Here is a 25323-nt window from a genome sequence, read left to right on the forward strand (position 1 = left end):
ATGCAACGAATCGGCAGTAACACCGTATTACAGCGCGACAGTTGGTGCTATCATGCGCAGCTATTCGGGGGGATGGCTCAATGAGTCAAGAAGGCATGACGACAGACGAACCGGGTCTTCAACCCGGTCATTCGCGACGTAATTTCATCAAAGGTGTCATCGCAGCGGGCGCGACCGTTTCTGCGTCGGCATACCTCTTCCGCACCACCATCCAGGGCCAGAACGATGGCATGGCCGGTGCGGTCGAACGTCTCATCACACTCGACGTCAATGGCCAGCAGCGCCGTGTCGACGTGCTGAAGAACGAGACGCTCGCCATGACGTTGCGCTACAAGCTCGGTCTCACCGGCACCAAGCTGGGTTGCGACCGCGCTGAATGTGGCGCCTGCACCGTCACGGTCGACGATGTCCCACGGTACGCGTGCTCGGTGCTGACGCACAGTGTGCGCGGCAAGAAGGTTGTGAGCATCGAGGGTCTCGCCAAGCCCGATGGCACCCTGCACCCGGTGCAGCAGGCCGTGGTCGAAGGCCAGGGCTTCCAGTGCGCCTTCTGCATGCCGGGCTTCGTCATGGCCACGGTGGGCTTCCTCAAGACCAATCCGAGCCCGACCCGCGAGCAGCTCGCGCACGGGATTTCCGGCAACCTCTGCCGCTGTGCTGACTACAACAAGATTCTCGACGTCATGATGGTGGCGGCCGAGAAATCGAGGGGGGCGTAAACCATGGCTGAACAGCAGAAGCCAGTCGCGCCGGCACAACCGGTCGAGCCACCCAAGAAGATGGAGTTCAAGCTCCTCGGCCACAACTACGTCACGCCAGACCTGGTTGCCAAGGTCACCGGCAAGGCGCGCTACGCCGAAGACTACCGTGCCGAAGGCATGGTCTTCATCAAGCTGATGCCGAGCCCGCGTCCGCACGCGAGGATTCTGAACATTGACGCCTCCGCGGCGCTCGCGATGCCCGGCGTGCACGGCATTCTGACGGCCAAGGATCTGCCGGCAGCGCCGGCGCCGCCCGGACCGCCGCCAGCTGCCGCGCGGCCCGCCGGAGCGCCGGCTGCTGGCGCGGCTCCCGCAGCGGGAGCGCCCGCCGCGGGCGCGGCCGCTCCCGCCGCTGGTGCGGCAGGCGCCGCAGCCCCGGCTGCGCCGCCCGCTCCGCCGATGCCGCAGGAGTTCGCGCTCACCGACGAGCCCGTCTACGAAGGTGAGCCGATTCTCGCCATCGCCGCCGACAGCGAAGAGCTCGCCGCCGAAGCCATCGACAAGATCGTCGTGGAGTTCGAGCCGCTGCCGTTCGTGATCGATCCGCTCGAGGGCATGCGCCCCGGAACGCCCAACGGACGCACGCAGGGCAACGTGTTCGTCGGCCCCAGCATGAAGACGGTGAAGTGGACCGCCGCCGACATGGCGATGGTCGACGCCGGCAAGTTCCCGTCCGGCGCCGAGGCCACCGAGACCGCGGTCTTCGGCGATGTCGAGAAGGGCTTCCAGGAAGCCGATCTCATCGTCGAGCGCGACATGTACCAACAGACCACGACGCACCAGCCGCTCGAATCGCGGTCGGCCATGGCGTACTGGCAGAACGGCAAGTGCTACATGCACGTGTCGACGCAGAGCTTGGCGCGCACGGTCGCGTCAGTGGCCGGCTGGGTCGGCATCAAGCCGGACGAGCTCGTGCTGATCAGCGAGTACACGGGCGGCGGTTTCGGCAGCAAGATTCCGGGCGCGCAGTCCATGGCGATCCCGGCGCTGATGTCGAAGAAGCTCAACGGCCGCCCGGTGATGATGCGCATCTCGCGCGCGGAAGAGACCTACATCGGCCGTGTCCGCCCCGGTTATCAGGGCTGGATCAAGATGGGCTTCAAGAAGGACGGCCGCGTCACCGCGATCGATACCTTCATCGTCGAAGCCGCCGGTCCGTACCGCCGTCAGGGCGACCACTCGACCACCGCGAACCTCGGTTCGTTGTTGTTCCAAGCGCCGAACATGCGCTTCCGCGGCCTTTCGGTGGCGACCAATACGCCCCCGCCCACCTCGCAGCGCGCGCCCGGCGGGCTGCAGGCATCGGTCTGGTTCGAGCCGCTGGTGCATGAAGCCGCGAAGAAGCTCGGCATCGACCAGGTCGCGATTCGAAAGCTGAACGCGCCCGAAGGACAGGCCTTGTTCGGACTGGTTCCGCCGAACACGCCGCCGGGACGTCCGCGCAACAAGCTGACCAGCTGCTTCGTCAAAGAGTGCCTCGATCAGGGCGCCGAGCTATTCGGCTGGGAAGCGCGCAAGGCCAACAGCGGCAAGCGCACGGGCAGCAAGGTGCGGGGAATCGGCGTCGGCACTGGTGCCTATACCGCCGGCTCAATCGGTGTCGATGGCCTCTGCGTCCTGCGGCCTGACGGCAAGCTCGAAATTCACCAGGGCATCGGCAACCTCGGCACGCACTCGGTGATCGACACGGCGCGCGTCATCGCCGAAGTGGCGAATGTGCCGTGGGAGAACTGCGAAGTGGTCTGGGGCAACACCTCGAAGGGCCTGCCGTGGTCGTCCATCCAGGCCGGCAGCCAGACGACGTATGCGCACACCCGCGCCAACTTCGCCACGGGCACCGACCTCAAGAAGAAGCTGACCGAGATTGCCGCGAAGGACTTCGGCGGCACCGCGGATCAGTACGACACCAACGCGCAGGGCGTCATCCGCAAGGGCGGCGGCTTGCGGCTGACGTGGGCCAAGGCGGCCGAACGGGCGATTGCGCTCGGCGGGATCTACGACGGCTCGGAAGTGCCGAAGGAACTGAATGCCATGACCAAGGCCGCAGCGGCGGCGCACAAGGGTCGCGGCCTCATGGGCGTCGCACGCGACAATCTGCCGCGCGACGGCCAGACCTACGGCTTCATGTCGGCGTTTGCCGAAGTCGAGGTCGACGTTGAAACCGGCGTCTGGACCATCGTTGATTTCGTGGGCGTCGCCGACGTCGGAACGGTGATTCACCCGAACTCGCTGGGCGGCCAGATCAATGGCGGCAGTCTCCAGGGCATTGGTCACATTCGCAGCCAGAAGCTGGTCTACGATCCGCACTACGGCGCCGGCCTCTCGACGCGGTTGCATCACAACAAGCCGCCGACGATCCTCGATGTCCCAATCAACGCCAAGTGGGGCGCCGTTGGGTTGCCGGATCCGACCAACCCGACCGGTGCCAAAGGCATCGGCGAGCCTTCGACCGTCGCGGCAGCCGGCGCGGTGCTGGCGGCGCTGGCCGACGCGGTCGGTGACGACATCATCCGGCGCACACCGGTGCAGCCGGAACATATTGCCGCGGCGCTGGCCAACGGCCGCAAGCCGATGATGGCCAACCCGCTTCAGGCGTTCATCTAAAGGGGATAACGAAGATGCCACCGATTCGCGACGTAATGCCGGCATTCGAGCTCTTCCAACCCGCAAGTGTTGGAGATGCGCTCGGAATCCTCGACCGCCATGGCGCCGATGCCTGGGTCATGGCCGGCGGAATGGACACCTTCGACTGGTTGAAGGACCGCATCAAGAAGCCGAAAGTGGTCGTTGACCTCGGCATGGTCGACGAGCTGCGCGGGATCAAGGACGCCTCCGGCGGCCTCGAGATCGGCGCGATGACCACCCTCACAACCGTCGCCAACAACCCGCTCGTCAAGGAGCGCTTCCCGCTCCTCGCCGCGGCGGCGTTGATTGTGGCCTCGCCGCAGATTCGCAACCAGGGCACCGTCGGCGGCAACGTGTCGCAGGACGCGCGCTGCTGGTACTACCGCGCGGGCTGGCCCTGCTACCGCGCCGGCGGTAACATCTGCTACGCCGACACGCCGACCTCAGTGAACCGCGAGCACGCGATCTTCAACGCCGATCGCTGCGTCGCGGTGAACCCGTCCGACACGGCGCCGGCGCTGATCGCGCTCGACGCCGAGTTCGTGATCAAACGCGGCTCCGCCGAGCGCGTCGTGCCGGCCCGCGAGTTCTTCGTCGGCCCCGGCATCGACATCACCAGGCTCACGGTGCTGCAGCCGGGCGACCTGCTCACGGCGATTCGCATCCCGGCCACGTGGGCGGGGAAGGCGCACTACTTCGAGAAGGTGCGCGATCGCCAGGTGTGGGACTTCGCGCTGGTCAACATCGCCGCCTCGCTGAACATGTCGGGTTCGACGATCAGTGACGCGCGCATGGTGGTAAACGGCGTCGCCGCCGAGCCGTACCGGCTCGACGCGGTGGAAGCCGCCATCAAGGGTAAGCCACGCGACAAGGCCACCGCCGACCTGGCGGCCGACCTCGCCGTGCAGGGTGCGGTGCCGCTGCGTCACAACGCCTACAAGATTCCGCTGGTCAAGGCGTTGGTCAAGCGCGCCATTCGTGGAGAGGCTGAATGGGCAACCTCGTAAGTTGGGCGCGCAGCCCATGGGGTGATTCAGTTCTCACCCATATCTCATGGGATCTGTTCTGGGCGGCGCTCGTTGGCGGCCTGTTGTTTCTGCTCGCGCACGGTGGCTACATGCTGTTCTCGCAGCACCGCAAGCGCGAATCGTCGGAAGTGGACCGCATGGAGGCCGAGTACAAGGGCCTCCCTGCGAACATCATGCGCCACAGCTTCGTGTCGCGGGTGTTCCACTGGGTGATGGCGTTCAGCATGCTGACACTGCTGTTCACGGCGTTCCTGCCGATCGTCGGCGTGAGGTTCGCCTGGGTGTATTGGCACTGGATGGCCGGCATCCTGCTCACCGCCTCGGTCATGTTCCACATCGTCCACGCCACGTTGGTCCTCGACTTCTGGTCGATCTGGGTGGGGCCGAAAGACATCCCGGAATTCAAGGCCGAGATGCTGCGTGAAGTGGGCATCGACGCGCCGGGGCCGAAGTCGGGCAAGTACCCGCTCGGTAACCGGCTGTATCACCTGGCCGTGCTCGTGGCCGGCCTCTCGGTGATTGCCTCCGGCATCCTGATGATGTGGCGCGTGCGCACCGGTATTGTCGAGCGCAATCCTTACATCCTGACCGACGCGACGTGGGGCCTCACCTACGTCGTGCACGGCCTGATGGGCGTCGGCTTTGTCGGCCTCGTCATTGCCCACATCTACTTCGCGCTGCGCCCCGAGAAGCTGTGGATCACCAAGGCGATGATCTTCGGCACCATCACGCGCCGCCAGTATCTCGAACACCACGATCCCGATCGCTGGGTCGCCGACAAGTCCGGTTCCAATTGAGTTCGGGGAACCTGACGCCTGAGGCGGCACGCGAAGAGCTGGCGCGGCGCGCCGACGCCATCGAGGGCGGCTACGAACTGATGTTGGGCTACGCCGCCCAGGGACTGCCAACCGATCAAGGGGCTGCCAATAGCGGGCAGCTCCGCGATCACCTGACCCGCTTTGCCGATGCGCTGGCGGGCTTGCCCGACACTTACCGCGACTGCGCGAAGGCGCTTGGCGTGGGCCCGAAAGACGCGCTCGACGCCTTCCTGGAAGTGCTGTCACGCGACGCGGCGGCCACTCAGGCTGCCCTTCGCCTGCTGCTCGGCCAGCCCGGCATCAGCTCGCAGATGGTTGACAACGTGAATGCGTCCATTCACGTGCGCGCGCTCCTCACCGACGTGTTCGTCATTGATGAGATTCTCAAGGCGTCGAAAGGGGTCTGACCCCGAGTAGGTCGTGCCGAGGGGTCTGACCCCTTCGCATCAACACCCAAAGGCCGGCACCTTAGTGCCGGCCTTTTCTATTTCCAGACGTCGAGAAGATCCGCCACCGAATCAATCAGGTGCGTATGCGGCGCGCGCTCCAGGGCATCCCGCCGATGCGCGCCTGAGAGCACGCCGATGTTCCACCCGACACCGGCGCGCGAGCCGGCCTCCAGGTCCAGCGTCGTGTCGCCGATGGCGGCCACGGTCGCGGCATCGGCCACGCCCAGCATCGACATGGCACGATGGATCAGATCAGGCGCCGGCCGCCCGTGCTCCACGTCATCGCCGCAAACGATGGCGTCGGCGACGCCCGAGGACCACTGCAGCTTCGAGAGGAGCAAGGTGGTGACGTCGCGGTCGAACCCCGTGGTCAGCGCCACCTTGATGCCCCGCGCGCGCAGCTCGCCCAACACCTCGCCGGCGCCGGCAATCGGCCGCACGCCATTCGCCTCGTATCGGGCCGCGAGCGCGGCGCGGAAGGCCGCATAGACCCGCGCGGCCTGGTCGGCCTGATGCACACCGTCCGGGACCAAATGCCGGATCGCCTGCCGCTTCGACGCACCGCGCACGGCGTTGATTTGTTCGGGTGTGACACTGATGCCATGGGCGGCGAGCGCCGCCGCAAAGGCCGCCGGAACCTGGCCGCGGTCTTCGATCGTGGTACCGGCCATGTCGAACACGACGAGGACGGGTCGGCTCACGATGTGGCGTCCGCCTTCTTGACCGCCGAAGCCTCGGCGAAGGCGGTTAGGCGGACCAAATCCGGCATCACGAACGAGCGCCGCGCCAGCTCCGACATCAACAGCTCCGTCGAGTAGTAGCGCTCCAGGACCGATGGCTTCCACGCGAGAAGATCCGGGTTGGCGGCGGCGAAGCCGGGCCAGGTCGGTTCCGGCTGGCGGGCTTGCCGTTCGCCGATGATCAGCAGGAAGGCCCACGTGATGGTCTCGTGATACAGGCCGTGCGCGCCCTTTGCCGCCGCGAAACGCTTGATGGCAGCGGTGAACTCACCGAGGGCGTCCGGCAGGCCATGGCGGCACACGAACATCCAGGCCACGCGGACATGTTGTTCGTGATGGAACTGATCCGCCGGCAGGGCGGTGCTGGCAAACGCGTCGAACAGCTCGTCGTCGGTCATGAGGGGCAGGGACTATCGTACCACCGCGTCACGTCTCGAGCGGCAGTGTCAGTCGCGCGCGGCAGCCCCTCGTGTCTTTGCGATTCTCCAGCGTCAACGACCCGCCGTGTCCCTCGGCGATCTGACGGCACAGCACGAGGCCGATGCCAGAGCCGCCGGGCTTCGTGGTGAAGAAGGGCACGAACAGGTTGGCGGTATTCGACAGGCCGGGGCCTTCGTCTTCCACGAAGATCTCGAGACCGGCGCGGGTGCGCCGCCAGCCGGTGGTCACCGTGGAGCCGCCGACTTCGAGGCAGGCATCGGCGGCGTTTCGCAGCAGGTTGATCAGCAGTTGTTCGAGCTGATCGGCATCGGCGTCCACCGTCACATCCGGCCCGGGCTTGAGCACCACCGGCACGCGGGTGTCGAAGCCGGCGACCCTCTGCAGCAACGGCTTGAGCACGAGCGGCGCCAGCCGCGGTGCCGGGAGGCGGGCGAGCCTGGCGGAGGCGCCGGTGAAGCGGCTCAACGACTCGGTGCGCGATGCGATCACCTGCAGCCCGCGCGTCATGTCTTCGCGCCAGTCGCTGGGCGGTGGGTCGCGGTGCAGCAGGGTTTCGAGCGTGCCGGCGATCGACTTGATGGGGCCGAGCGAGTTGCCGAGCTCGTGGCCAATCACGCGGATCAGCCGCTGCCACGCCTGGCGCTCCTGCTCGCGCAGCGGGCGGCTCACGTCCGAGAGCACCAGCAGGTCGTGCGGCAGACCGCCCAGGCGGAACGTGGTCTTACGGACCTCCCAGCGCCCGGGGCCGCCACCCGGCGGCGAGATGTCAACGACGCGCGGGGCGTCGCCGAACCATTCGGTGAGCTGGAGTTCGTCGGCGGTGCGGCCGAGCATGTGCTCCATGCTCTTGCCCATCAGGCGCTCGCCGGTGCGGTTGACCATCCGCAGGCGGTGCTCAGGGTCGAAGGCAAACACGGCGACGTCGATCTGCTCCATCACCGTCCGCAGCAGGGCGGTCGCCTCGACGGCGCCGAGTCGCTGCTCGTGCAGGGTTTCGGCGAGGGCGTTGACCTCGATCAGCGCCGCGCCCATGGGATCGTCAGGGTTGTTGGTGCGACCGCGAATCGAGAAGTCGTCTTCGCGCAGGGCGGCGAGCAGGTTGGCGAGCGTCTGCAGCGGGACCACGACCCGCGTTCGCACCGACGCCGCCAGGCCGAACAGCGCCGTCAGGATGAAGACGGTGAGCGTCCATTGCACCTTCGGCGTGTACGGCTCGGTCCAGAGGATCCAAAGGGCGGTGACGGCGCCGGGCAGGCCGGCGCCGAAGGCGAGGAGGAAGATCTGCTGATCGAGGCGAACGCGCCGCCACACGGTAGCCATTGTATGTGGGGCACCCTCGTAGGGCACCCCTTTAAGGGGTGCCCTACAGTTTGTACCGCTCGAGGCGGCGGTACAGTGCGCTGCGCGACAGGCCCAGCGCCCGGGCGGCGTGGCTGACGTTGCCGAATCGCGCCATCGCCTTCTTGATCAGGAACGCTTCCACTTCCTCGAGGCTCATGTCTTCGAGGCGCGCGGTGGAACCGCCGTCGGCGCGCAGGCCGAGGTCACCGGCGCGAATGGTCGGTCCCGGCGACATCAGCACCGCGCGCTCCACCGAGTGATCCATTTCGCGCACGTTGCCGGGCCAGCGATGGTCCATCAGCACCTGCATGGCGGCGGGGTCGAATCCCGACAGCACCTTGCGGTAGCGCTGCGCGTGCTGGCGCAGGAAGTGCCGGGCCAGCAGCGGAATGTCCTCGCGCCGATCGCGCAGCGGCGGCAGGTGGATCTCGATGGTGTTGAGGCGGAAATACAAATCCTGCCGGAACCGGCCGGCGGCCACTTCGGCGTTGAGGTCGGCGTTGGTCGCCGAGATCAGGCGGACGCTGACCTTGCGCGTCTTCGATGAACCCAGGCGTTCGAACTCGCCGGTCTCGATCACGCGCAGCAGCTTTTGCTGCTGCGTCATCGGGACGTTGGCGATTTCGTCGAGGAACAGCGTGCTGCCGTCGGCCAGCTCGAACCGGCCGACGCGGTCGGCCTTGGCGTCGGTGAACGCGCCCTTCAGGTGGCCGAAGAGCTCCGACTCGAACACGCCCTCGGCCATGCCGCCGGCGTTGACGGTGACCATCGGGCGGGTGGCCCGCGGCGACACGGCGTGGAGGGCCTGCGCCACCAGGCTCTTGCCGGTGCCGTTCTCGCCGCTGATCAGCACGTTGGCATCTGACGGCCCGACCCGCGCGATCATCTCGAGCACGGGCCGCATGGCGGCGGATTCCGCCAGGATCGGCGAGCGGCCATCCGACTGCAGCGCCTGGTTGGCGGCTTCGAGCTGGCGTCCGCGGCGGATGGCGCGCCCGAGTTCGGTTTGCGTGCGCACGATCGACAGCAGCCGCTCGTTGTCCCACGGCTTCTGCACGAAGTCGCGGGCGCCGCGCCGCATGGCTTCCACCGCGATGTTCACCGAGCCCCAGGCCGTCATCACCACCACCGGCAGCGACTCGTCGGCGGTATGGATGCGCTGCAACAGATCGAGGCCTTCATCGCCGGACGTGGTGTCGCGGGTGTAGTTGAGGTCCATCAGGACCACGTCGTAGTCCTTGAGCTCGAGCGCGCGGAGGATCTGCTGCGGCGAGGCGGCGGTGTCGATCACGAAGCCTTCCGGCTTCAGCAGCAATCGCAGCGCTTCGAGGACGTCGGCCTGATCGTCGGCAATGAGGATCCGGGACGGCGGATCAGTTCTCATCGACAATCCAGCCGTCCTTGAGGTTGATCACGCGCTTGCCATAGGCCGCGTTGGCCTGCGAGTGCGTGACCTGCACGATGGTGGTGCCGGCCTCGTTCAGGCGCCGGAACAGCTCCATGATCTCCTTGCCCTGATCGGTATGGAGGTTGCCGGTCGGCTCGTCGGCGAGAATCAGCGTCGGCTTGGCCACCACCGCGCGGGCAATGGCCACCAGCTGCTGCTGGCCACCCGACAACTGGCTCGGGAACAGGTCCTTCTTGCCGACGATGTTGAAGCGGTCGAGGATGTCGGCGACCATGCCCTCGCGTTCGGCCTTCTTGACGTCGCGGTACGACAGCGGCAGGTCGATGTTCTCGTACACGGTCAGGTTGTCGAGCAGGTGGTAGCTCTGAAACACGAAGCCGATGTGCTGCTTCTGGACCCGCATGCGGTCCTTGGCCGAGAGCTGGTGGATGGGGTCGTCGTGCAGCCAGTACTCGCCGGTCCAGGCGCTGTCGTGCATGCCGAGGATGTGCAGCAGCGTGCTCTTGCCGGCACCGGAGGGCCCCATGATCGAGACGAAGTCGCCCTGGCGGATTTCCGCGCTGACGCGGCGCAGGACGAAGGTTTGCGACAGACCGTGGCGATAGGACTTTTCAATACTGGTTAGTTTGATCATGGGGGCGCAACGGATGATGTGGTGATCTGGCGGTCTGGCGATCTGGCGATCTGGTGATTGTGATTGTCTATCTTCGGATTTGGGTGATCGGGTGATTTGGCAACCTATTCGGAGCGCAAGGCGGTCATTGGGTCGACGCGCATGGCGCGCCTGGCCGGAACATAGCACGCGAGCGCCGCCATCGTCAGCAGCAACACCGACAGTGACACATAGATTACCGGGTCGGTGGTGCTGGTGTTGAACAGCAGGCCGCTGACCAGGCGGGTGGCGGCGAAGGCCGCCGCGAGTCCCAGAGCGACCCCGGTGCCGGCGAGGCGCAGGCCATTGCCAATCACCAGGCGGAAGACCTGCCAGGGGTTGGCGCCCAACGCCAGCCGCACACCGATTTCGGGCACGCGCTGGGCCACGGTGAAGCTGATTAGCCCATAGACCCCGACCGCGGCGAGCAACAGCGCCAGGACCGCGAAGCTCGCGATCAGGAAGGAGCGGAAGCGCGGCTGCCCGGTGGACTCGTCGATGACCTGCTCGATGGTCTTTGCGTCGCCGATCGGGAGATCGGGATCGAGTTGCCCGGCCGCTGCCTTGACTGCCGACAGGATCGCCGCCGGCCCCTGCGTGGTCTGTACCGCGACGCCCATGTAGGGCAGCACGAACTGCGTGTAGGGCAGGTAGACGGCCGGCCGCGGCGGCGTGTCGAGCGAGCTGCGGCGCGCATTGGACACGATGCCGATCACGGTGACACGGCCGCCCAGGTCGACCTCGGAGCCAATCGGATCCTTGTCGCCGAACTCCTTGAGGGCCGCCTCGTTGACGATCGCCACCGGCGGCGCGTCGGGGCCGTCGCTGACCGCGAATTCCCGGCCGCGCAACAGCCGCATCCCGGCGGTCTGGAAGTAACTGTCTGACACCATGTTGAGCTCGGCCGTGGTGCGATCCGCCGGGCTCCGCTGCGGCTGGCCGATCACCTGGAAGCCGGCCTGTGCGTTCGAGCCGCGCAGCGGGAAGGGGAACAGCAGCGCCGATTTCGCCGTCAGTGGGTTGGCGCGCAGCCGTTCGAGCATGCCGGTATAGAAATCACGTTGACGGGATTCGTTGTAGCGGGCCTGCGGCAACAGGAGTTCCACCGACACCAGCTCGGTGGTCCGGAAGCCAGGGTCGACCGCGCGCAGCTTCGACAAGCTGCTCAGCATCAGGCCGGCGCCAATGAGCAGCACCAGCGCGAGTGCGACCTGCGACACCACCAGGATGCTGCGGCCCGCGGTGCGCGGCGAGCCGCTGCGGCCGCCGTCCTTGAGATCGGTGTTGAGCTCGGGCTTCGACGCCGAGAGCGCGGGCGCGAGGCCGAAGGTGACGCCGACCACCAGCGTCGCGGCCAGGGTGAAGAGGGCGACGCGCCAGTCGAGTGACACTTCATCGAGGCGTGGCAGGTTCTCCGGCGCCAGGCGCACCAGCAGCGTCAGGATCCACGAGCCGGCCAGCAGTCCCGCGAGTCCCCCCGCGAGCGCCAGCACCAGGCTCTCGGTCAGCAGTTGGCCGATCAGGCGGCCTCGGCCCGCGCCAAGCGCGGTGCGCAGCGCCAACTCGCGTTTACGGGCCGCGCCGCGTGCCATCAACAGGCCGGCCACATTGGCGCAGGCGATGAGCAGGACGAAGCCAACCGCCCCGAATAGCACGAACAACGCCGAGCGGACGCCCGCGATCAGGTTCTCGGCGAGCGGCACCGCGTTGAACGTCTGCCCGGCATTCGTCTCCGGATACTCCTTCTCGAGCCGGGCCGCAATGGCCTTGATCTCGTCGCGCGCGTCGCCCAGCGTGGCTGTGGCCGCGATCCGGGCGATGCCGGTGAAGTAGTTCACGGCCCGCACGCTCAACGGATCCGTGCCAGGCTCTGCTGGAACCGGTGACACCGGCACGATCAGCGGCGACAGCGTCCACACGTCGGCCCGCTGCGGATGGCGCACGGCGGTGGCCACGACGCCGATGATCTCGGTGGGATTGCCGTTGAGGCGGATCTTCGTGCCGACGATGTTCGGGTCGGCCCCGAACTGCTGGCGCCAGATGGTTTCCCCGATCACCGCGACGGTGGCACCCGGCTGGTCGGTGTTCGCGTGATAGGTCCGGCCGAGCAGTGGCGTCGCGCCCAGCACGTCGAAAAACGCCGCCGTGGTCTGCATGCCGGCCACGCGGATCGGCTCGCCGCGGCCGGTCAGGTCGAGAATGTCCTGGCGATAGCCGGCAATGTGCGAAAACCTGGTCTGGCCGCGAACGAGGTCGAGGTAATCGGCGGCCGAGTAGGCGCCATCGAGCCGGTCGTCCTGTGCGCGAGTCAGCCTGACGATGCGATCGGAATCCGGGTAGGGAAGGGGACGGAGCACCACGCCGTCAACGACCGAGAAGATCGCCGTCGTGCCGCCGATGCCGAGGGCGAGGGTCAGCAGCGCGACGAGCGTGAAGCCCGGCGCGCGGATGAAGGAGCGGAGGGCGTACCGAATGTCCTGGCTCAGCACGCCCACCGTTGCCTCCGTTCGTTAGACCGCGGTCCCGACGTTCTCTTCGACGACGCGGCCGTCGAAGAGGTGAATGCCGCGGTCGGCGTGCGCCGCGTAGCGCGGATCGTGCGTCACCATGCAGATCGTGGCACCGCCACGGTGCAGCTCACGCAACAGATCCATGACCGCTTCGCCGTTCTTGGAATCGAGGTTGCCGGTCGGTTCGTCCGCCAGCAGGATGGACGGCTGCCCGCCGACGGCGCGGGCCACGGCGACGCGCTGCTGCTGACCGCCCGAGAGCTGCGAGGGCAGGTGCTTGGCGCGGTGGGCCATGCCGACGCGTTCGAGCGCGGCGTTGGCGCGCTCGCGGCGTTCGGCCGTCTTCATGCCGCGATAGATGAGCGGCAGTTCGACGTTCTCGAACACGGTGAGGTCGCCGATCAGGTTGAAGCTCTGGAAGATGAACCCGATCTCGCGGTTGCGCACGCGGGCGCGCTCCGACAACGAGAGGTTGGCCACTTCGTTGCCGTTCAGCGTGTAGGTGCCCTCGGTCGCGGTGTCGAGCAGGCCGAGAATGGCGAGCAGCGTTGACTTGCCGCAGCCCGAGGGGCCGGCGATGGCGACGTATTCCCCCTGCTGAATCTCCAGGTGGATGCCGGCCAGGGCGTGGGTCTCGACCTCGTCGGTGTAGAACACCTTCTTGATGCCGTTGAGGCGAATCAGGGGCTGCGCGGAAGCGTTCATCAGGAGACTCCTTAAAGTAGCGAAACCACTTACCTCAACCGAATGCGATCGAACTGATCCCAGGCCGACATGTCGGACAGGACGACTTCATCGCCTTCCGCCAGGCCGCCGAGGATTTCGATGGTGTTCACCGAGCTGCGGCCAAGCTGGACCTGCGAGCGGCTGGCTTCGCCGGTCGCCTTGTCGAGCCTGAACAGGCCCACCGTGCTCTGTTCCTGCCCGAACGCCGGGCGCCCAACATACAAGACGTTATCCAGGCGCTCCAGTTCAATCGTGCCGTCCACGCTCAGGTCCGGCCGCGCGCCGCGGGGCAGGGGCCCTTCGAGCGCCACGTCCACCGTGACCGTGCCGTTGGTGGCCGCCGGGTCGATGCGGATGACACGGCCGGGGATGATGCCGTTGCGCGTGTCGACCTGCGCCACCTGCCCGATGGTCAGATCCTTGGCCTGGGTCTCCGCAATGCGGAGTTCGGCCTTGAGGCGGGTGGGGTCGGCGACGCGCACCAGGTTGGTGCCCGGCGCGACCTGCTGGCCCACCTCCACCGGAACCTGCTCGAGCACGCCCGTCATGCCGGCGCGCACGCGCAGCTGGTCCACCTGCTGGCGCCGCAGGGCATAGAGGGAGCGGAGCTGGTCGATGCGGGCCTGTTGCGCCTGCAGCCGGGCCATCACGCTGGCCGCGTTCACCTTCAACCGTTCCTTCTCGATCTTGTCGCGCGTCGCCAGCGACTCGGCGCGCACGGTGGACTGCTTGAGCAGCAGGTTCGACACCAGGCCGTCCTTGGCGAGGCCTTCGTTCACCTCTTTTTCGAGCCGGGCGTTTTCGTAGTCGGCTTCGACAATCGCGGCGGCCGAACGCTGGTTGAGGTTTTCGGTATCGAGCTGGGCCTTGAGGCTGCCGTAGTCGGCTTCGGTCGCCCGCAGCTGCTGCTCGGCGTCGCTCAGCGCCTGTTGCGCCTGCGGGTCGCTCAGTTCGAGCACGATGGTGTCGGGCGTCACCTGGACGCCGGGGCGCAAGACGATACGCTCGACGCGGCCCTGCGTGGAGGCGGGCACCCACCGGCGCGCTTCGTCCACCGGAACGAGCGTGCCGAGGCCGCGGACCTGCCGCAGCATGGGGCCGCGCTTGACGGTATCCACCCAGACCGTGGCCCGTTCAACGGTGGGCGCAGCCGGCTTGAGCCTGGCCAGCACCACCGAAACGAGGCCGATAACAAGAACGCCAACGACGCCAAACATGATCTGTTTGCGCTTCTTGGCTTGCGCGACGGATGCGGGACGCTGAATGTCCATGTTTCTGATTGCCCTGCTTAGACGGTGATCACCATCGAAAACGATGGCACCGGTTTTCACATTCCATACTCAAGGGTTGTGCCAGCCTGCCGGGCAGGCCCAACATATTGGAAAAACGAGAGTTAGAGCCTGAAGGTTCCATCCTGGGGCGATCGGGGTGTTCGCCAGTGGGACGCGCCGGGCCGTCGATGGGACTGGCCGCGGATGGCCGGCCCGGCCCCAGCCACAGAGATGGCCACAGCAGCCACAGATTAGGCGCAGATTAGACACAGACTAGACAGTTCCAGAACCTGATGCGGCTGTGTCCTGTCCTTTGGCCGGACCCGCTACGGTGGCCCAGAGCGCCGGGTCAGTGACCCCTTCACTCACCAGGACGAGCACCCGCGTGGCCTGGCCGATGCCGAGACGCTCGCGGACCGCCTGCAGTGCCGGTTCCCGGCACACGGCGAGGAGTCCACCGAGCGCGGCGGATCCCGAGGCGCCGGCGGCGACCGCCGGGTCACCGCCGGCCGGATGAGCAAGCGTTCGCATCGCCTCATGCGCCCAGATGTCGTCGATGGCGAGGTAGGCCGCTACCGTGTGAAGGACCGAAGCAAACGCGAGCGGCGACACTTCGCGGTTGCGAAGGCCCGCCATGGTGGTGGCGAGCGGGCCTGCCACCGCGGTGGGGCGGCCTGCCCGTGCCGACGCCAGGAGGCAAGCCGCCGTGGTGGGCTCCACCGACACGACCTTGCGCTCCGGGGCGTGGAACGCACACCAGCTCGCGATGCCACAGAGCAGCCCGCCGACGCCGCCCTGCACGAACACGACATCCGCCGGCTCGGCGATCTCATCCATCATGTGCGTGTAGCCGAGCATGATCAGGCGCGGGATACGTTCGTAGTCATCCCACGACGTGTCCGACACGATCGTCCAGCCGTTCGCGTCCGCATCCGCGCTCAGCATCCGCACCGCATCGTCATAGGAACCGTCCACGCGGATCACCGTGGCGCCCTCGCCGGCGATGGCATCCACGCGTGATTGCGCGGCATCCGCGGCCATGTACACGCGCGCGGCGCACCCGGCCTCGCGTGCGGCGCGGGCCACGGCGCGTCCGTGATTGCCCTCGCTGGCGCAGACCACGGTGTGACCGGGCTGGAGCGTGCCCTCCGCCCTCAAGGTCTCGATGGCAAAGCGCGCGCCGAGGAGCTTGAAGGCGTTCAGGCCGAAGCGGCCGGTTTCGTCCTTGACCAGGACCTGGCCGACGCCCAGCGCGCGGGCGAGCGCGGGCAGGTGGTGGAGCGGCGTCGGCGCCAGCTGGGGCCGCGCCTCGAAGAACGCGCGCACCTGGCGATACTCGTCGGCTGTGAAGAGCCCGCGAGCTTCGGGTCCGCCTAAAGGCGGACGCCACATGGCCGGTCCGGCTTCTGGCGGAGGCCAGATGTGGTGTCCGGCTTTAGCCGGACCATTAGGGAGATATGCGGAGGCGGTCGCTTGGGTAGAAATGGTGAAGCGATTATAGTTGCGCGCCATGAGGTTCATTCGCGCGCTGCTCATTCCGCTGGCGGCCGGTGTCTGCCTGACGTTGCCTCCCGGCTGCGCTCAGCCCGCGCGCTACGACCTGATCATCCGGGGCGGCGACGTGCTGGCCGGGGATGGCGGGCCGGCGCTTCGTGTGGACGTCGGCATCACCGGCGACCGCATCGCCAGGATTGGCGACCTGTCGGCGGCGACGGCCGGCCGGGCGATTGACGCCACCGGCCTGGTCGTGGCGCCGGGGTTCATCGACGTGCAAGGACAGTCCGGGACGACGCTGCTGGCCGACGGCAACGGCGAGAGCCACCTGCGCCAGGGCATCACCACCGAGATCATCGGAGAAGGCGGATCGCCGGCGTTCTGGACCCAGGACACGGCCGACACCGATGCGCTCACCCCGTTCGGGGCGGCGTTCGACTGGACCGGGTTCGCCGGCTACTTCGAGCGCCTGCGTGAACGTGGCACCACGATCAACCTCGGCACCTTCGTGCCCGCCACCACCGTGCGGCGCACCATCATCGGGATGGACAACCGCCCACCGACGCCGGACGAGTTGTCGCGAATGGAGGCGATGGTCGATCAGGCCATGCGCGATGGCGCGCTGGGCCTTTCGAGCGCGCTGATCTACGTGCCGGGCTCCTTTGCCAAGACCGACGAGTTGGTCGCCCTGGCCAAGGTGGCCGCCAAGTACGGCGGCATCTACATCTCCCACGTTCGCGGCGAGAGCTTCAATCTGTTCAACGCGCTCGACGAAGCGATTGGCATTGGCCGCGATGCCGGACTGCCGGTGGTGATCTACCACTTGAAGGTGGGCGCCAAGGCCAACTGGGGGCGCATGCCCGAGGCGCTCGACAAGATCGACAAGGCCAACCGCGCCGGGGTCAAGGTCAGCGCCACCATGTATCCCTACACCGCGGGCGGCACCAGCCTGGCGGCGACCCTGCCGTTGTGGGTGCAGGAAGGCGGACGCGAGAAGATGCTCGCGCGTCTGGCCGATGCGGACGTCCGCAAGCGTGCCCGGGCCGAGATCGAAACGAAAATTGACGGCTGGGAAAACCTGCTGCAGGCGACGACCTTCGACGGCATCCAGGTGGCGTCGGCGCCGAAGGAGGTGGATCAGTCCATCATCGGCAAGCGCATCAGCCAGATCGCGACGGAGCGGAAGGCTGACCCGTGGGAGGTCTACTTCCGGCTGCTCATCGACAGCGGCGGCCGCATCGGCGCGCTGTACCACATGATGAGCGAGGAGGATGTGACGACCGGATTGCGGTCGTCGTTCGTGACGATTGGAACCGATTCGTCGGCGCTGCGCGCCACCGGCGCCCTGGCGCAGGGGGCGCCGCACCCGCGCGCCTACGGCTCCTTCCCGAGGATGCTGTCGAAGTACGTCAGGGACGACCGTGTGTTGACGCTGCCCGACGCGGTGCACCGCATGACCGGCGCGGCCGCCCGGCAGATGGGCATCACCGATCGCGGGTTGATCCAGCCGCAGATGCTGGCGGACGTGGTCATCTTCAATCCGGCCACGGTCAAAGACAACGCCACCTACGAGCGGCCCCACCAATACCCGACCGGCATCGCGCACGTCATCGTGAATGGCGTGCCGGTACTCGATCCGAGAGGGCTGACCGGCGCGCGGCCCGGCCGGCCGGTGTATGGGCCGGCGCGCCGGCCTAAATAGGCCGCAGATTAAGGCGCGAAGTACAGCCGCAGATTAAACACAGATCTAGAAGACACAGATCCGGAAAACACAATTCTGGAAATCACAGATCTGGATAGGCCTCAAAAGGTAACCTGGGAAATCGGCGTCTAATCTGCGGCTGTGTTTCCCCTCGGCGGCCTAGAAGATCTTGCGGCCGTTGATCCACACCTGCTCGATGCTCCGCGTGTTGCGGATGTTGTCGAGCGGGTTGGCGCCAAGGATCACGATGTCCGCCGCGGCGCCGGCGGCGAGCGTGCCGAACTGGCCGGTTCGCTGGTGGCAGCGCGCCGCATCACCGGTGGCTGAGACCAGCGCCTGCATCGGCGTGAGGCCGGCTTCGACCATCATCTCCAGCTCGAGGTGCTCGAAGAAACCCTGGAAGCGCGCGGGCGGTCCGGTGTCGGTGCCGAACGCGATGCGCACGCCGCGGTCCGCCAGCATCTTGAGGTTGCGCTTGGCGACTTCGAGTCCGGCCTTGTATTGCTGACCGGCCTTCCACGCCGGGCTGATCCGGATCTGCTGCTGCCGTTTCGGGTCCTTGAGCTGCGCCACGATGTCGGCGGTCACGCCCTTGACGAAGAACGGGTCGTCCACCCACGGCGGGGTGCTGTCGTAGATGAAGGTGGAGATCTCGCGCGTCAGGGTGGGGCTGTAACAGGCGTCGCGGCTCTTGAGCGCGTTGGCGAACGCGTCATCCACCGGCACGTCGCGCACGCTGTGCGCAATGAAGTCGGCGCCGCCGGCGAGCGTGGCCTTGGCGTCGGCCAGCGAGTAGATGTGCACGGCGACCTTGAGGTTGCGCTGGTGCGCCTCGTCGAGGACGGCGCGCCAGGCCGCCTCCGGCATCTTGCGCCCGGTCCCCAGGTTGTCGTCAACGCGGATCTTCAGCAGGTCGGGCTTCATCTCGGCGACCTTGCCGGCCATGGCGCGTGCGGCCTCAGCGGTGTCGCCGGTGATCACCGCCCCAGCCACGAACAGCCTGGCCCGATCGAGCGGGCCGGACGTCTGTTCGTTCCGCAGGTCGAAGCCGGCGGCCTGATCGTCGCCGAGGCTGAACACCGTGGTCACGCCGTACTGCGCGTAGGTCCGCAATTGGCGCGTGAGATTCTCGCGCGTGTACGACGCGGGGTCGGCACGCAGCCCGGCGGTCGCGGCGAGATGTCCGTGCGCATTGACCAGGCCCGGCATGAGCGTCTTGCCCTTGACCTCGACGCGGGTGGCGCCCGCCGGCACGGTGGTCGAGGCGGCGGGCCCCATCGAGACGATGCGCCCACCGTCGATGACGAGGGTGCCGTTGTCGATGACGCGGCCCGTCCCGTCGATGAGCCGTCCCCCCACAAATGCGGTGACTTGGGCGCTGGCCGGCGCCGCGCTCGCGAGCGTGAGGGCGACGACTGCAAATAGGGCGTGTGCGTTGCGCATGGCGCGGAAGCTTATCACCGGCAGTGTTAACATCGTCACATGCCCTTACAGGTCCTGGTCGCCGACGACGAACCCGTGTCGCGCACGGTGGTGGGGGCGATGTTGAAGAAGGCCGGCTACGACGTGGTGTTCGCGACGGATGGCGAACAGGCCTGGCGCCTGCTCGATGTGCTGAATCCGCCGGCGATTGCGCTGCTCGACTGGGAAATGCCGGGACTCAAGGGGCCGGAAGTCGTCCAGCGCATCCGGGCGCGCGGCGATCAGGCCCCGACCTACGTGATCCTGCTGACCTCGCGCGACTCATCCGCCGACATCGTCGCCGGCCTCAAGGGCGGCGCCAACGACTACGTCACCAAGCCCGCGAACGAAGACGAGTTGATCGCGCGCGTCAACGTCGGCGCGCGCGTCGTTGACCTGCAGGCGGCCCTGGCCGAGCGCGTGCGGAGCCTCGAGGAGGCCCTCGCCAACGTCAAGGCCCTGCAGACCCTGCTGCCGATGTGCGCGTACTGCAAGTCGATCCGCAACGACCAGAACTACTGGGAGAAGGTGGAGACCTACTTCCAGCAGCATTCCGGCGTCTCGTTCTCACACAGCTATTGCCCGACCTGCTATGAGCGCTTCGTGAAACCGCAGCTCGATGCACTGGAAGACGTGACGGAAGCCCAGCGGCGGCAGAAGAAGGAACGCTGATGGCGGCCCCGGTGCTGGACCCGCTCGTCATCGAGAGCCTCCGGCAGCTCACGCCGCCGGGCGAACCCGACGTGCTCAAGGAAGTACTGGAACTGTTCCTCAATGATGTGCCGGGCCGGCTCGCCCGGCTGCGAGCGGCCTGCGAGGCGGGGAATGCCGTCGAGCTGCAGCGGGTTGCCCATTCGTTGAAGGGCAGCTCCGGGAACATCGGCGCGAACGCCATGTTGGCCGTCTGCCGGCTGCTGGACGAGTTGGGCAGGTCCGGTGACGTGTCGAGTGGTTCCGGCCTGGTCGAATCCCTTGACGCCGAATTCGCTCGCGTCAAGGCCGAGATTCACCGGCTGACGGCTTAGAACGCCTGATCGAGGAACGCCTCGGCGTTGGCGCCGATCCCCCGCTGACACCCACGCGCGGTTGACCGGGGAAATACGCTCGGTGGGAACCATTCCAGCTACAATGATGAAAGGTAAGACGCCGGATTTCTCGAAGGGGATTCAATTCACATGATCGTGCAACGCTATCCAGAACCGTTCATCGCGCCCATGCGCGCGGAGTTGGCTCGCCTGGGCTTCGAAGACCTCAAGACCCCCGACGCCGTCGAGGCCGCCGTCAAGCAGTCCGGGACGACGATGATCGTGGTCAATTCGGTGTGCGGCTGCGCGGCCGGCAAGGCCCGGCCCGGCATTGCGCTCGCGCTGCGACAGGGGAAGCGTCCGGATCATCTCGCCACGGTGTTCGCCGGCGCCGACGTCGAGGCGACCGAGACCGCCCGCACGCACTTCGCGCCGTACCCGCCGTCATCGCCGTCGATCGGCCTGATGAAGGACGGCAAGCTGGTGTACTTGATGGAGCGGAAAGACATCGAGACGCGGTCGTCGGACATGATCGCCGCGGAACTGCAGAAGGCCTTCGAACAGCACTGCTAGGGGGTCAGACCCCTCGGCACTCCTTGCTCGGGGTCAGACCCCTAGCCGCCTCTTGTATGCATCTCCAGATGCGGATCCCGGCGCAGCGTGTTCACCGGAATCAGTGAGCGCTCGCGCAGGGACAGCCGTGCTTCGGCGCCGCGGTCGGTGCGCGCGTGCCACACGCTGGTCAGCAGATCCCGCAACGCCTCATCGCTCACCCCGCCGCGGAGCGGCCCGCGCAGGTCCACGCCCCGTGGCCCGTAAAGGCAGAGATACCAGAGCCCGTCCGCCGTCAGCCGGCTGCGGTCGCACGACTTGCAGAACGGTTCGGTGGTCGAGGCGATGATGCCGAACACGGTGCCGTCAGGCAGCCGAAAGCGTTCGGCCGGCGCCGCCGACGACTCGTCCAGCGCTGCGACCATGCCGTAGTGGGCCGCGATCGTCGTCAGCATGTCCTGACGCGAGACCACCTGGTTCATCGACCACGACGTGGCGCCGCCGACGTCCATGTACTCGATGAACCGGACTTCCGCGCCGCGCTCACGCGCGAACTCCAGCATCGGAATCAACTCGTCGTCATTCACGCCGCGGATGACGACGGAGTCGATCTTGAATCCCGGGAACGTGTCCACGGCGGCGTCGATGCCGGCGAGCACCCGCGGGAGCTCGTCGAACCGTGCCAGCTTGATGAAGCGATCCCGCTGGAGCGTGTCGAGGCTGACGGTCAGGCGATGCAGCCCGGCGGCCTTGAGGTCCGCGGCCGCGCCGGCAAGGAGCACCGCATTGGTGGTCATGGCGAAGTCGCGAATCGCCGGCTTCGCCGCCAGCCGTTCGACCAGCGCCGGGAGGTCGCGGCGCAGCAGCGGCTCGCCGCCAGTGAGCCGCACCTTGTCCACGCCCAGCAGCAGGAACTGATCGACCAGCCGGTCGATTTCCTCGAATTGCAGGATGTCTTCGCGCGGCAGCCACAGGTAGTCGGCTTCCGGCATGCAGTACTGGCAGCGCAGGTTGCAGCGGTCGGTGACCGACAAGCGCAGGTTGCGAAGCGGACGTTGGTGGACGTCGAGGACGGGCACGGCTTGATCATAGTGCCTAAGGTGCCTGAGGCACCCCAGGCGCCTTATCGAGGCTGCTTCATCCGTTCCAGTAACTCGCCGAGGCGCTTGATCTCTTCTCCGTACTTCGCCCAATCGCCGGCACGTTGCGCGTCGAGCGCGCGCTGGTAGGTGGAACGGGCCTCGCTGGCCATCCGCTCCCACTCGGCGGCGCCGGTCGCGGCCGGGACGGGCGGCGCACCAGCCATGGCCACCGGCGTGGCGGCCGGCGTCGCCGCCGCGCGGGGGGCGCGGTCGGCATCGCCGAACAGTCTCGCAATCGCCTCGTCGAGCGTCCGCTCCATGACGATGCGGTTCTGGTAGGCGACGATCACGCGGGTCAGTTCAGGAATGCGGCCGGCTTGCGCGCGCAGGTAGAGGGGACGCACGTAGATCAGTGATTGCTCGATCGGAATCACCATGAGCGTGCCCTGGATCACCTGCGAGCCCTGCTGGCTCCACAGCGTGATCTGCGGCGAGATCACCTGGTCCTGGTTGATGCGCGCCACCACCTGTTGCGGGCCGAAGACCAGCGTCTGCTTGGGGAACTGGAACACCTGCAGCTTGCCGTAGTGCTCGCCGTCGCTGCGCGCCACCATCCACGAGGCGAGGTTGTCGCGCCGCCGCGGCGTGAACGGCAGCATCTGGATGAACTCGGCGTCGTTCTCGCCCGGCAGCTTCATCATCGCGTAGTACGGCTCCATCCGCCGGGTCTCGCCGCTGCTGTCCACCGCGGGTACTTCCCACTGGTCTTCCTTGTTGTAGAAGACCGCCGGATTGGTCATGTGGTAGGTCGCATACACGGACGACTGCATCTGGAAGATGCCCTCCGGGTAGCGCACGTGGTGGCGCAGGTCTTCCGGCATTTCGCTGAGCGGGCGCAGCAGCGTCGGGAAGATCCGCGCGATGGTCTGCACGATCGGGTCGTTGGGTTCGGACAGGTAGAACTGCACCGTGCCCTGGTAGGCGTCCACCACCACCTTGACCGAATTGCGGATGTAGTTCACGCCGCCGGCCGCGGTCGCGTACGGGTAACGATCGGTCGTGGTGTAGGCGTCCTGGATCCAGAAGATGCGGCCGCCGCTGACCACCGGGTAGGGGTCGTCGTCGAACACCAGGAACGGCGCGATCTTGGCGACGCGCCGCCGGATTTGGCGATCGAACATCAGCCGGCTCTCGCTGGTGATGTCGTCGCTCAGCAGAATCTGGTACGACCGGAACCGCGCGGCGAACAACAGCTTCGTCCACAGCGAGCTGATCGGAATCCCGCCGGTGCCGGCGTACTGGTTGTAGACGTTGTCTTCGCCCTTCGGGTAATGGAACTCCTGCGCGCGGGTGCGGACGATGATGTAGTCGCCGGCGAGCTCGCCGAAGTAGATGCTCGGCTCGGTGATGTCGATGTCGACGGTGGTCACCGGCGGCAGGTCGCGGACGAACAGCACCGGCAGGCCCTCGCTGGTGACCTCGTTCACGGGGCCGAGCGTGAGGCCGTGGCCGTGCGTGAAGACCAGGCGCTCGTTGACCCACGTGCGGTTGGGCAGCGCCGCCGGGTTCAGCTCGCGTACCGAGAGCATGACCTGCCGGTTCTTGCCGTTGATCATGTAGCGGTCGTTGTCCACCGAGACGAAGTCGTAATAGGTGCGGATCTCCTGGATCTGCCCGAACGTCTCGAGCAGCGGCTGGTGGTCCCACAGCCGCACGTTGTCGAGCGTGCCGCGATTGGCCTCGAGATCGGCGCGGGTCAGCGCCGCGTCACCGGGCAACTCGCGCTCTTCGATCTGGTTGAGCGCGAAGGCATCGCGGGTGGCGGCGATGTTGTATTCCATGAACGGCGTTTCGCGGACCTGCTCGTTGGGCGTCACGGCGAAGCGCTGCAGCATGGTGGCGTAGCCTTCGCCGCCGAGCAGGGTGATGCCGTAGAGGGCGGCGCCGGCGATCAGGAGGCCGCGCGAGTTGCGCACCGCGGACGCGGCGGCCAGGCCGGCGGCCACCACTGCCGCGGCCGCCAGCGCGAGGGCGGCCGGCATGCGCGCGTAGACGTCGGCGTAACTGGCACCCTGGATGATGCCCGACGGCATTACGATTTCGTGGAGGCGGCCGAGCCAGGCGCCCAGCGCGAGGACCAGGAAGAAGGCGGCCGCCAGCCACGTCAGGTGGCGGCTCGCGCGCGGTTCGACGCGGACGCCGAACGGCGTCAGCGCCATCTGCCCGGCGGCCACGTAGAGCGCGCCGGCGCCGGCGGCGGCGATCACGACCAGGCCCATCGCCAGCCCGCGCGCGAGCTCGAGCGCCGGCAAGGTGAAGATGTAGAGACTGGCATCGTGCCCGAGGATCGGATCGCTCTTGCCGAACGGCCCCTGGTACCACCACGTGAGCACCGTCATCCACTGGCTGGAGGCGTAGGACGCAAACAGGAACGCGGCGACCACGACGGCGAGCATGACGAGCGGCCGCAGTTGATCGCGGGTGGGCAGTGCCACGCTGAAGCCTTCCCGCGTCGTGAAGGTGATCGGGGCCGGGGAAATGGACGACAGGGCGATGCGGACGTGAACCGTCAGCCAGGCGGCGGCCGCCACGAACACCGTCACCGCCATGCCGGCGCGCGCCGAGATTTCAGTGGAGAAGATGTCCTGGAACCCGACTTCGCCGAACCAGAGCCAGTCGGTGAGGAAGTCGACCGAGAAGGGCAGGACGAAGAAGATCGCTCCCGCCAGGAAGAGAATCAGGATCCGTAAGGGCACGGGGGCATCTTACTCCCCCCGCTTCAACCTCCGCAGCGTCCGCCGCTGATCGCGGTCGGGCCGGGTGGGAGGTGTCGCCGCGGCCCGATAGATACGCTCGAGCTTGCGCAATTCGATCTCTTCCGCCGTCGGTTTGGGGGAGGTGTCCTCGTACAGCAGCCGCGCCTCAGCCCTGGAGATGTGGCTGTCGGCCAGGCCGAGCACCGTGAGCAGTTGCTTGCGCCCCATCGGGCGCTGAACCACGAGCAGGTCGCCGGGCTTGACCAGGCGGTGCGGCTTGGCGGTCGCGCCATTGACGCTGACCTTGCCGAGCCGGCATGCCTTGGTCGCCTCCGATCGGGTCTTGAAGACGCACGCGACGTCGAGCCATACGTCGAGCCGGACGGATTCCACCGGAGAATCATACAAGCGGAGGAGATGAACAGAAGGTCAGGAGCTCAGAAGAACTCAAGTTAGTTTCTCCTGATCTTCCGATCTCCTT

General features: G+C 67.1%; 22 protein-coding genes. 9 read left to right on the forward strand and 13 right to left on the reverse strand.

Going from position 1 to position 25323, the window contains the following annotated elements; genetic code table 11:
• Positions 1 to 95 precede the first annotated feature (95 nt).
• Genes WC815_01210 through WC815_01230 form a run of 5 tightly spaced genes read left to right on the forward strand, consistent with a single transcriptional unit; the run spans position 96 to position 5639 of the window.
• Positions 96 to 719, forward strand: a complete 624-nt coding sequence (locus WC815_01210; protein ID MFA5907372.1) for a (2Fe-2S)-binding protein — start codon at positions 96 to 98, stop codon at positions 717 to 719.
• A gap of 3 nt (positions 720 to 722) precedes the next feature.
• Positions 723 to 3365, forward strand: a complete 2643-nt coding sequence (locus tag WC815_01215; protein MFA5907373.1) for a xanthine dehydrogenase family protein — start codon at positions 723 to 725, stop codon at positions 3363 to 3365.
• Between the two features lie 14 nt (positions 3366 to 3379).
• Positions 3380 to 4393 (forward strand): xanthine dehydrogenase family protein subunit M, encoded by a 1014-nt coding sequence (locus WC815_01220; protein MFA5907374.1) that lies wholly within the window; start codon positions 3380 to 3382, stop codon positions 4391 to 4393.
• Positions 4378 to 5211 carry a cytochrome b/b6 domain-containing protein gene (locus WC815_01225; GenBank protein ID MFA5907375.1) on the forward strand — a complete coding sequence of 278 codons (834 nt, stop codon included), beginning with the start codon at positions 4378 to 4380 and terminating at the stop codon, positions 5209 to 5211. The genes WC815_01220 and WC815_01225 overlap by 16 nt, the downstream gene beginning before the upstream one ends.
• Positions 5208 to 5639 (forward strand): hypothetical protein, encoded by a 432-nt coding sequence (locus WC815_01230; protein MFA5907376.1) that lies wholly within the window; start codon positions 5208 to 5210, stop codon positions 5637 to 5639. The genes WC815_01225 and WC815_01230 overlap by 4 nt, the downstream gene beginning before the upstream one ends.
• Positions 5640 to 5716: 77 nt before the next feature.
• Here WC815_01230 and WC815_01235 read toward each other — a convergent pair whose 3' ends face one another.
• From WC815_01235 to WC815_01275, 9 genes are all read right to left on the reverse strand, one after another.
• Positions 5717 to 6382 carry a phosphonatase-like hydrolase gene (locus WC815_01235; GenBank protein MFA5907377.1) on the reverse strand — a complete coding sequence of 222 codons (666 nt, stop codon included), beginning with the start codon at positions 6380 to 6382 and terminating at the stop codon, positions 5717 to 5719.
• Positions 6379 to 6819 (reverse strand): hypothetical protein, encoded by a 441-nt coding sequence (locus WC815_01240; GenBank protein MFA5907378.1) that lies wholly within the window; start codon positions 6817 to 6819, stop codon positions 6379 to 6381. The genes WC815_01235 and WC815_01240 overlap by 4 nt, the downstream gene beginning before the upstream one ends.
• A gap of 28 nt (positions 6820 to 6847) precedes the next feature.
• A complete protein-coding gene (locus WC815_01245) occupies positions 6848 to 8173 on the reverse strand; it encodes an ATP-binding protein (protein ID MFA5907379.1) in 1326 nt (441 codons plus the stop codon).
• A 52-nt stretch (positions 8174 to 8225) separates the two neighbouring features.
• A complete protein-coding gene (locus tag WC815_01250; protein ID MFA5907380.1) occupies positions 8226 to 9587 on the reverse strand; it encodes a sigma-54 dependent transcriptional regulator in 1362 nt (453 codons plus the stop codon).
• Positions 9577 to 10245 carry an ABC transporter ATP-binding protein gene (locus tag WC815_01255; GenBank protein ID MFA5907381.1) on the reverse strand — a complete coding sequence of 223 codons (669 nt, stop codon included), beginning with the start codon at positions 10243 to 10245 and terminating at the stop codon, positions 9577 to 9579. Before WC815_01255 ends, WC815_01250 begins: the two co-directional genes overlap by 11 nt.
• Positions 10246 to 10349: 104 nt before the next feature.
• Positions 10350 to 12758 (reverse strand): ABC transporter permease, encoded by a 2409-nt coding sequence (locus WC815_01260; protein ID MFA5907382.1) that lies wholly within the window; start codon positions 12756 to 12758, stop codon positions 10350 to 10352.
• 15 nt (positions 12759 to 12773) lie between these two features.
• On the reverse strand, positions 12774 to 13478 hold the full coding sequence (locus WC815_01265; GenBank protein ID MFA5907383.1) for an ABC transporter ATP-binding protein: 705 nt from the start codon (positions 13476 to 13478) through the stop codon (positions 12774 to 12776).
• Positions 13479 to 13507: 29 nt separating this feature from the next.
• The gene (locus tag WC815_01270; protein ID MFA5907384.1) at positions 13508 to 14770 is read right to left on the reverse strand and encodes an HlyD family efflux transporter periplasmic adaptor subunit; all 1263 of its coding nucleotides are present in this window, start codon (positions 14768 to 14770) and stop codon (positions 13508 to 13510) included.
• Between the two features lie 273 nt (positions 14771 to 15043).
• Positions 15044 to 16096, reverse strand: a complete 1053-nt coding sequence (locus WC815_01275; protein ID MFA5907385.1) for a diaminopropionate ammonia-lyase — start codon at positions 16094 to 16096, stop codon at positions 15044 to 15046.
• A gap of 184 nt (positions 16097 to 16280) precedes the next feature.
• Between WC815_01275 and WC815_01280 the strand changes: the two genes are divergently transcribed.
• Positions 16281 to 17966 (forward strand): D-aminoacylase, encoded by a 1686-nt coding sequence (locus tag WC815_01280; protein MFA5907386.1) that lies wholly within the window; start codon positions 16281 to 16283, stop codon positions 17964 to 17966.
• 159 nt (positions 17967 to 18125) lie between these two features.
• Here WC815_01280 and WC815_01285 read toward each other — a convergent pair whose 3' ends face one another.
• Entirely contained in the window at positions 18126 to 19409 is a 1284-nt protein-coding gene (locus WC815_01285) for an amidohydrolase family protein (GenBank protein MFA5907387.1), read from the reverse strand.
• Positions 19410 to 19448: 39 nt separating this feature from the next.
• On the opposite strand from WC815_01285, the gene WC815_01290 reads away from it, so the two are divergent.
• From WC815_01290 to WC815_01300, 3 genes are all read left to right on the forward strand, one after another.
• Positions 19449 to 20099 carry a response regulator gene (locus WC815_01290; protein ID MFA5907388.1) on the forward strand — a complete coding sequence of 217 codons (651 nt, stop codon included), beginning with the start codon at positions 19449 to 19451 and terminating at the stop codon, positions 20097 to 20099.
• Complete coding sequence (locus tag WC815_01295) at positions 20099 to 20452, forward strand: Hpt domain-containing protein (GenBank protein ID MFA5907389.1); 354 nt, start codon at positions 20099 to 20101, stop codon at positions 20450 to 20452. The genes WC815_01290 and WC815_01295 overlap by 1 nt, the downstream gene beginning before the upstream one ends.
• Positions 20453 to 20602: 150 nt before the next feature.
• Positions 20603 to 21025, forward strand: coding sequence for a BrxA/BrxB family bacilliredoxin (locus WC815_01300; GenBank protein MFA5907390.1), 423 nt, complete (start codon positions 20603 to 20605; stop codon positions 21023 to 21025).
• Positions 21026 to 21066: 41 nt separating this feature from the next.
• Here the strand turns inward: WC815_01300 and moaA are convergent, their stop codons facing one another.
• Genes moaA through WC815_01315 form a run of 3 tightly spaced genes read right to left on the reverse strand, consistent with a single transcriptional unit; the run spans position 21067 to position 25235 of the window.
• Positions 21067 to 22083 carry a GTP 3',8-cyclase MoaA gene (gene moaA / locus WC815_01305; protein MFA5907391.1) on the reverse strand — a complete coding sequence of 339 codons (1017 nt, stop codon included), beginning with the start codon at positions 22081 to 22083 and terminating at the stop codon, positions 21067 to 21069.
• A 44-nt stretch (positions 22084 to 22127) separates the two neighbouring features.
• Entirely contained in the window at positions 22128 to 24842 is a 2715-nt protein-coding gene (locus WC815_01310) for a UPF0182 family protein (GenBank protein ID MFA5907392.1), read from the reverse strand.
• Between the two features lie 9 nt (positions 24843 to 24851).
• Positions 24852 to 25235 (reverse strand): RNA-binding S4 domain-containing protein, encoded by a 384-nt coding sequence (locus WC815_01315; protein ID MFA5907393.1) that lies wholly within the window; start codon positions 25233 to 25235, stop codon positions 24852 to 24854.
• Between the last annotated feature and the right edge of the window lie 88 nt (positions 25236 to 25323).

The organism is Vicinamibacterales bacterium (genome assembly GCA_041659285.1).
GTDB lineage: Bacteria > Acidobacteriota > Vicinamibacteria > Vicinamibacterales > UBA2999 > 12-FULL-67-14b.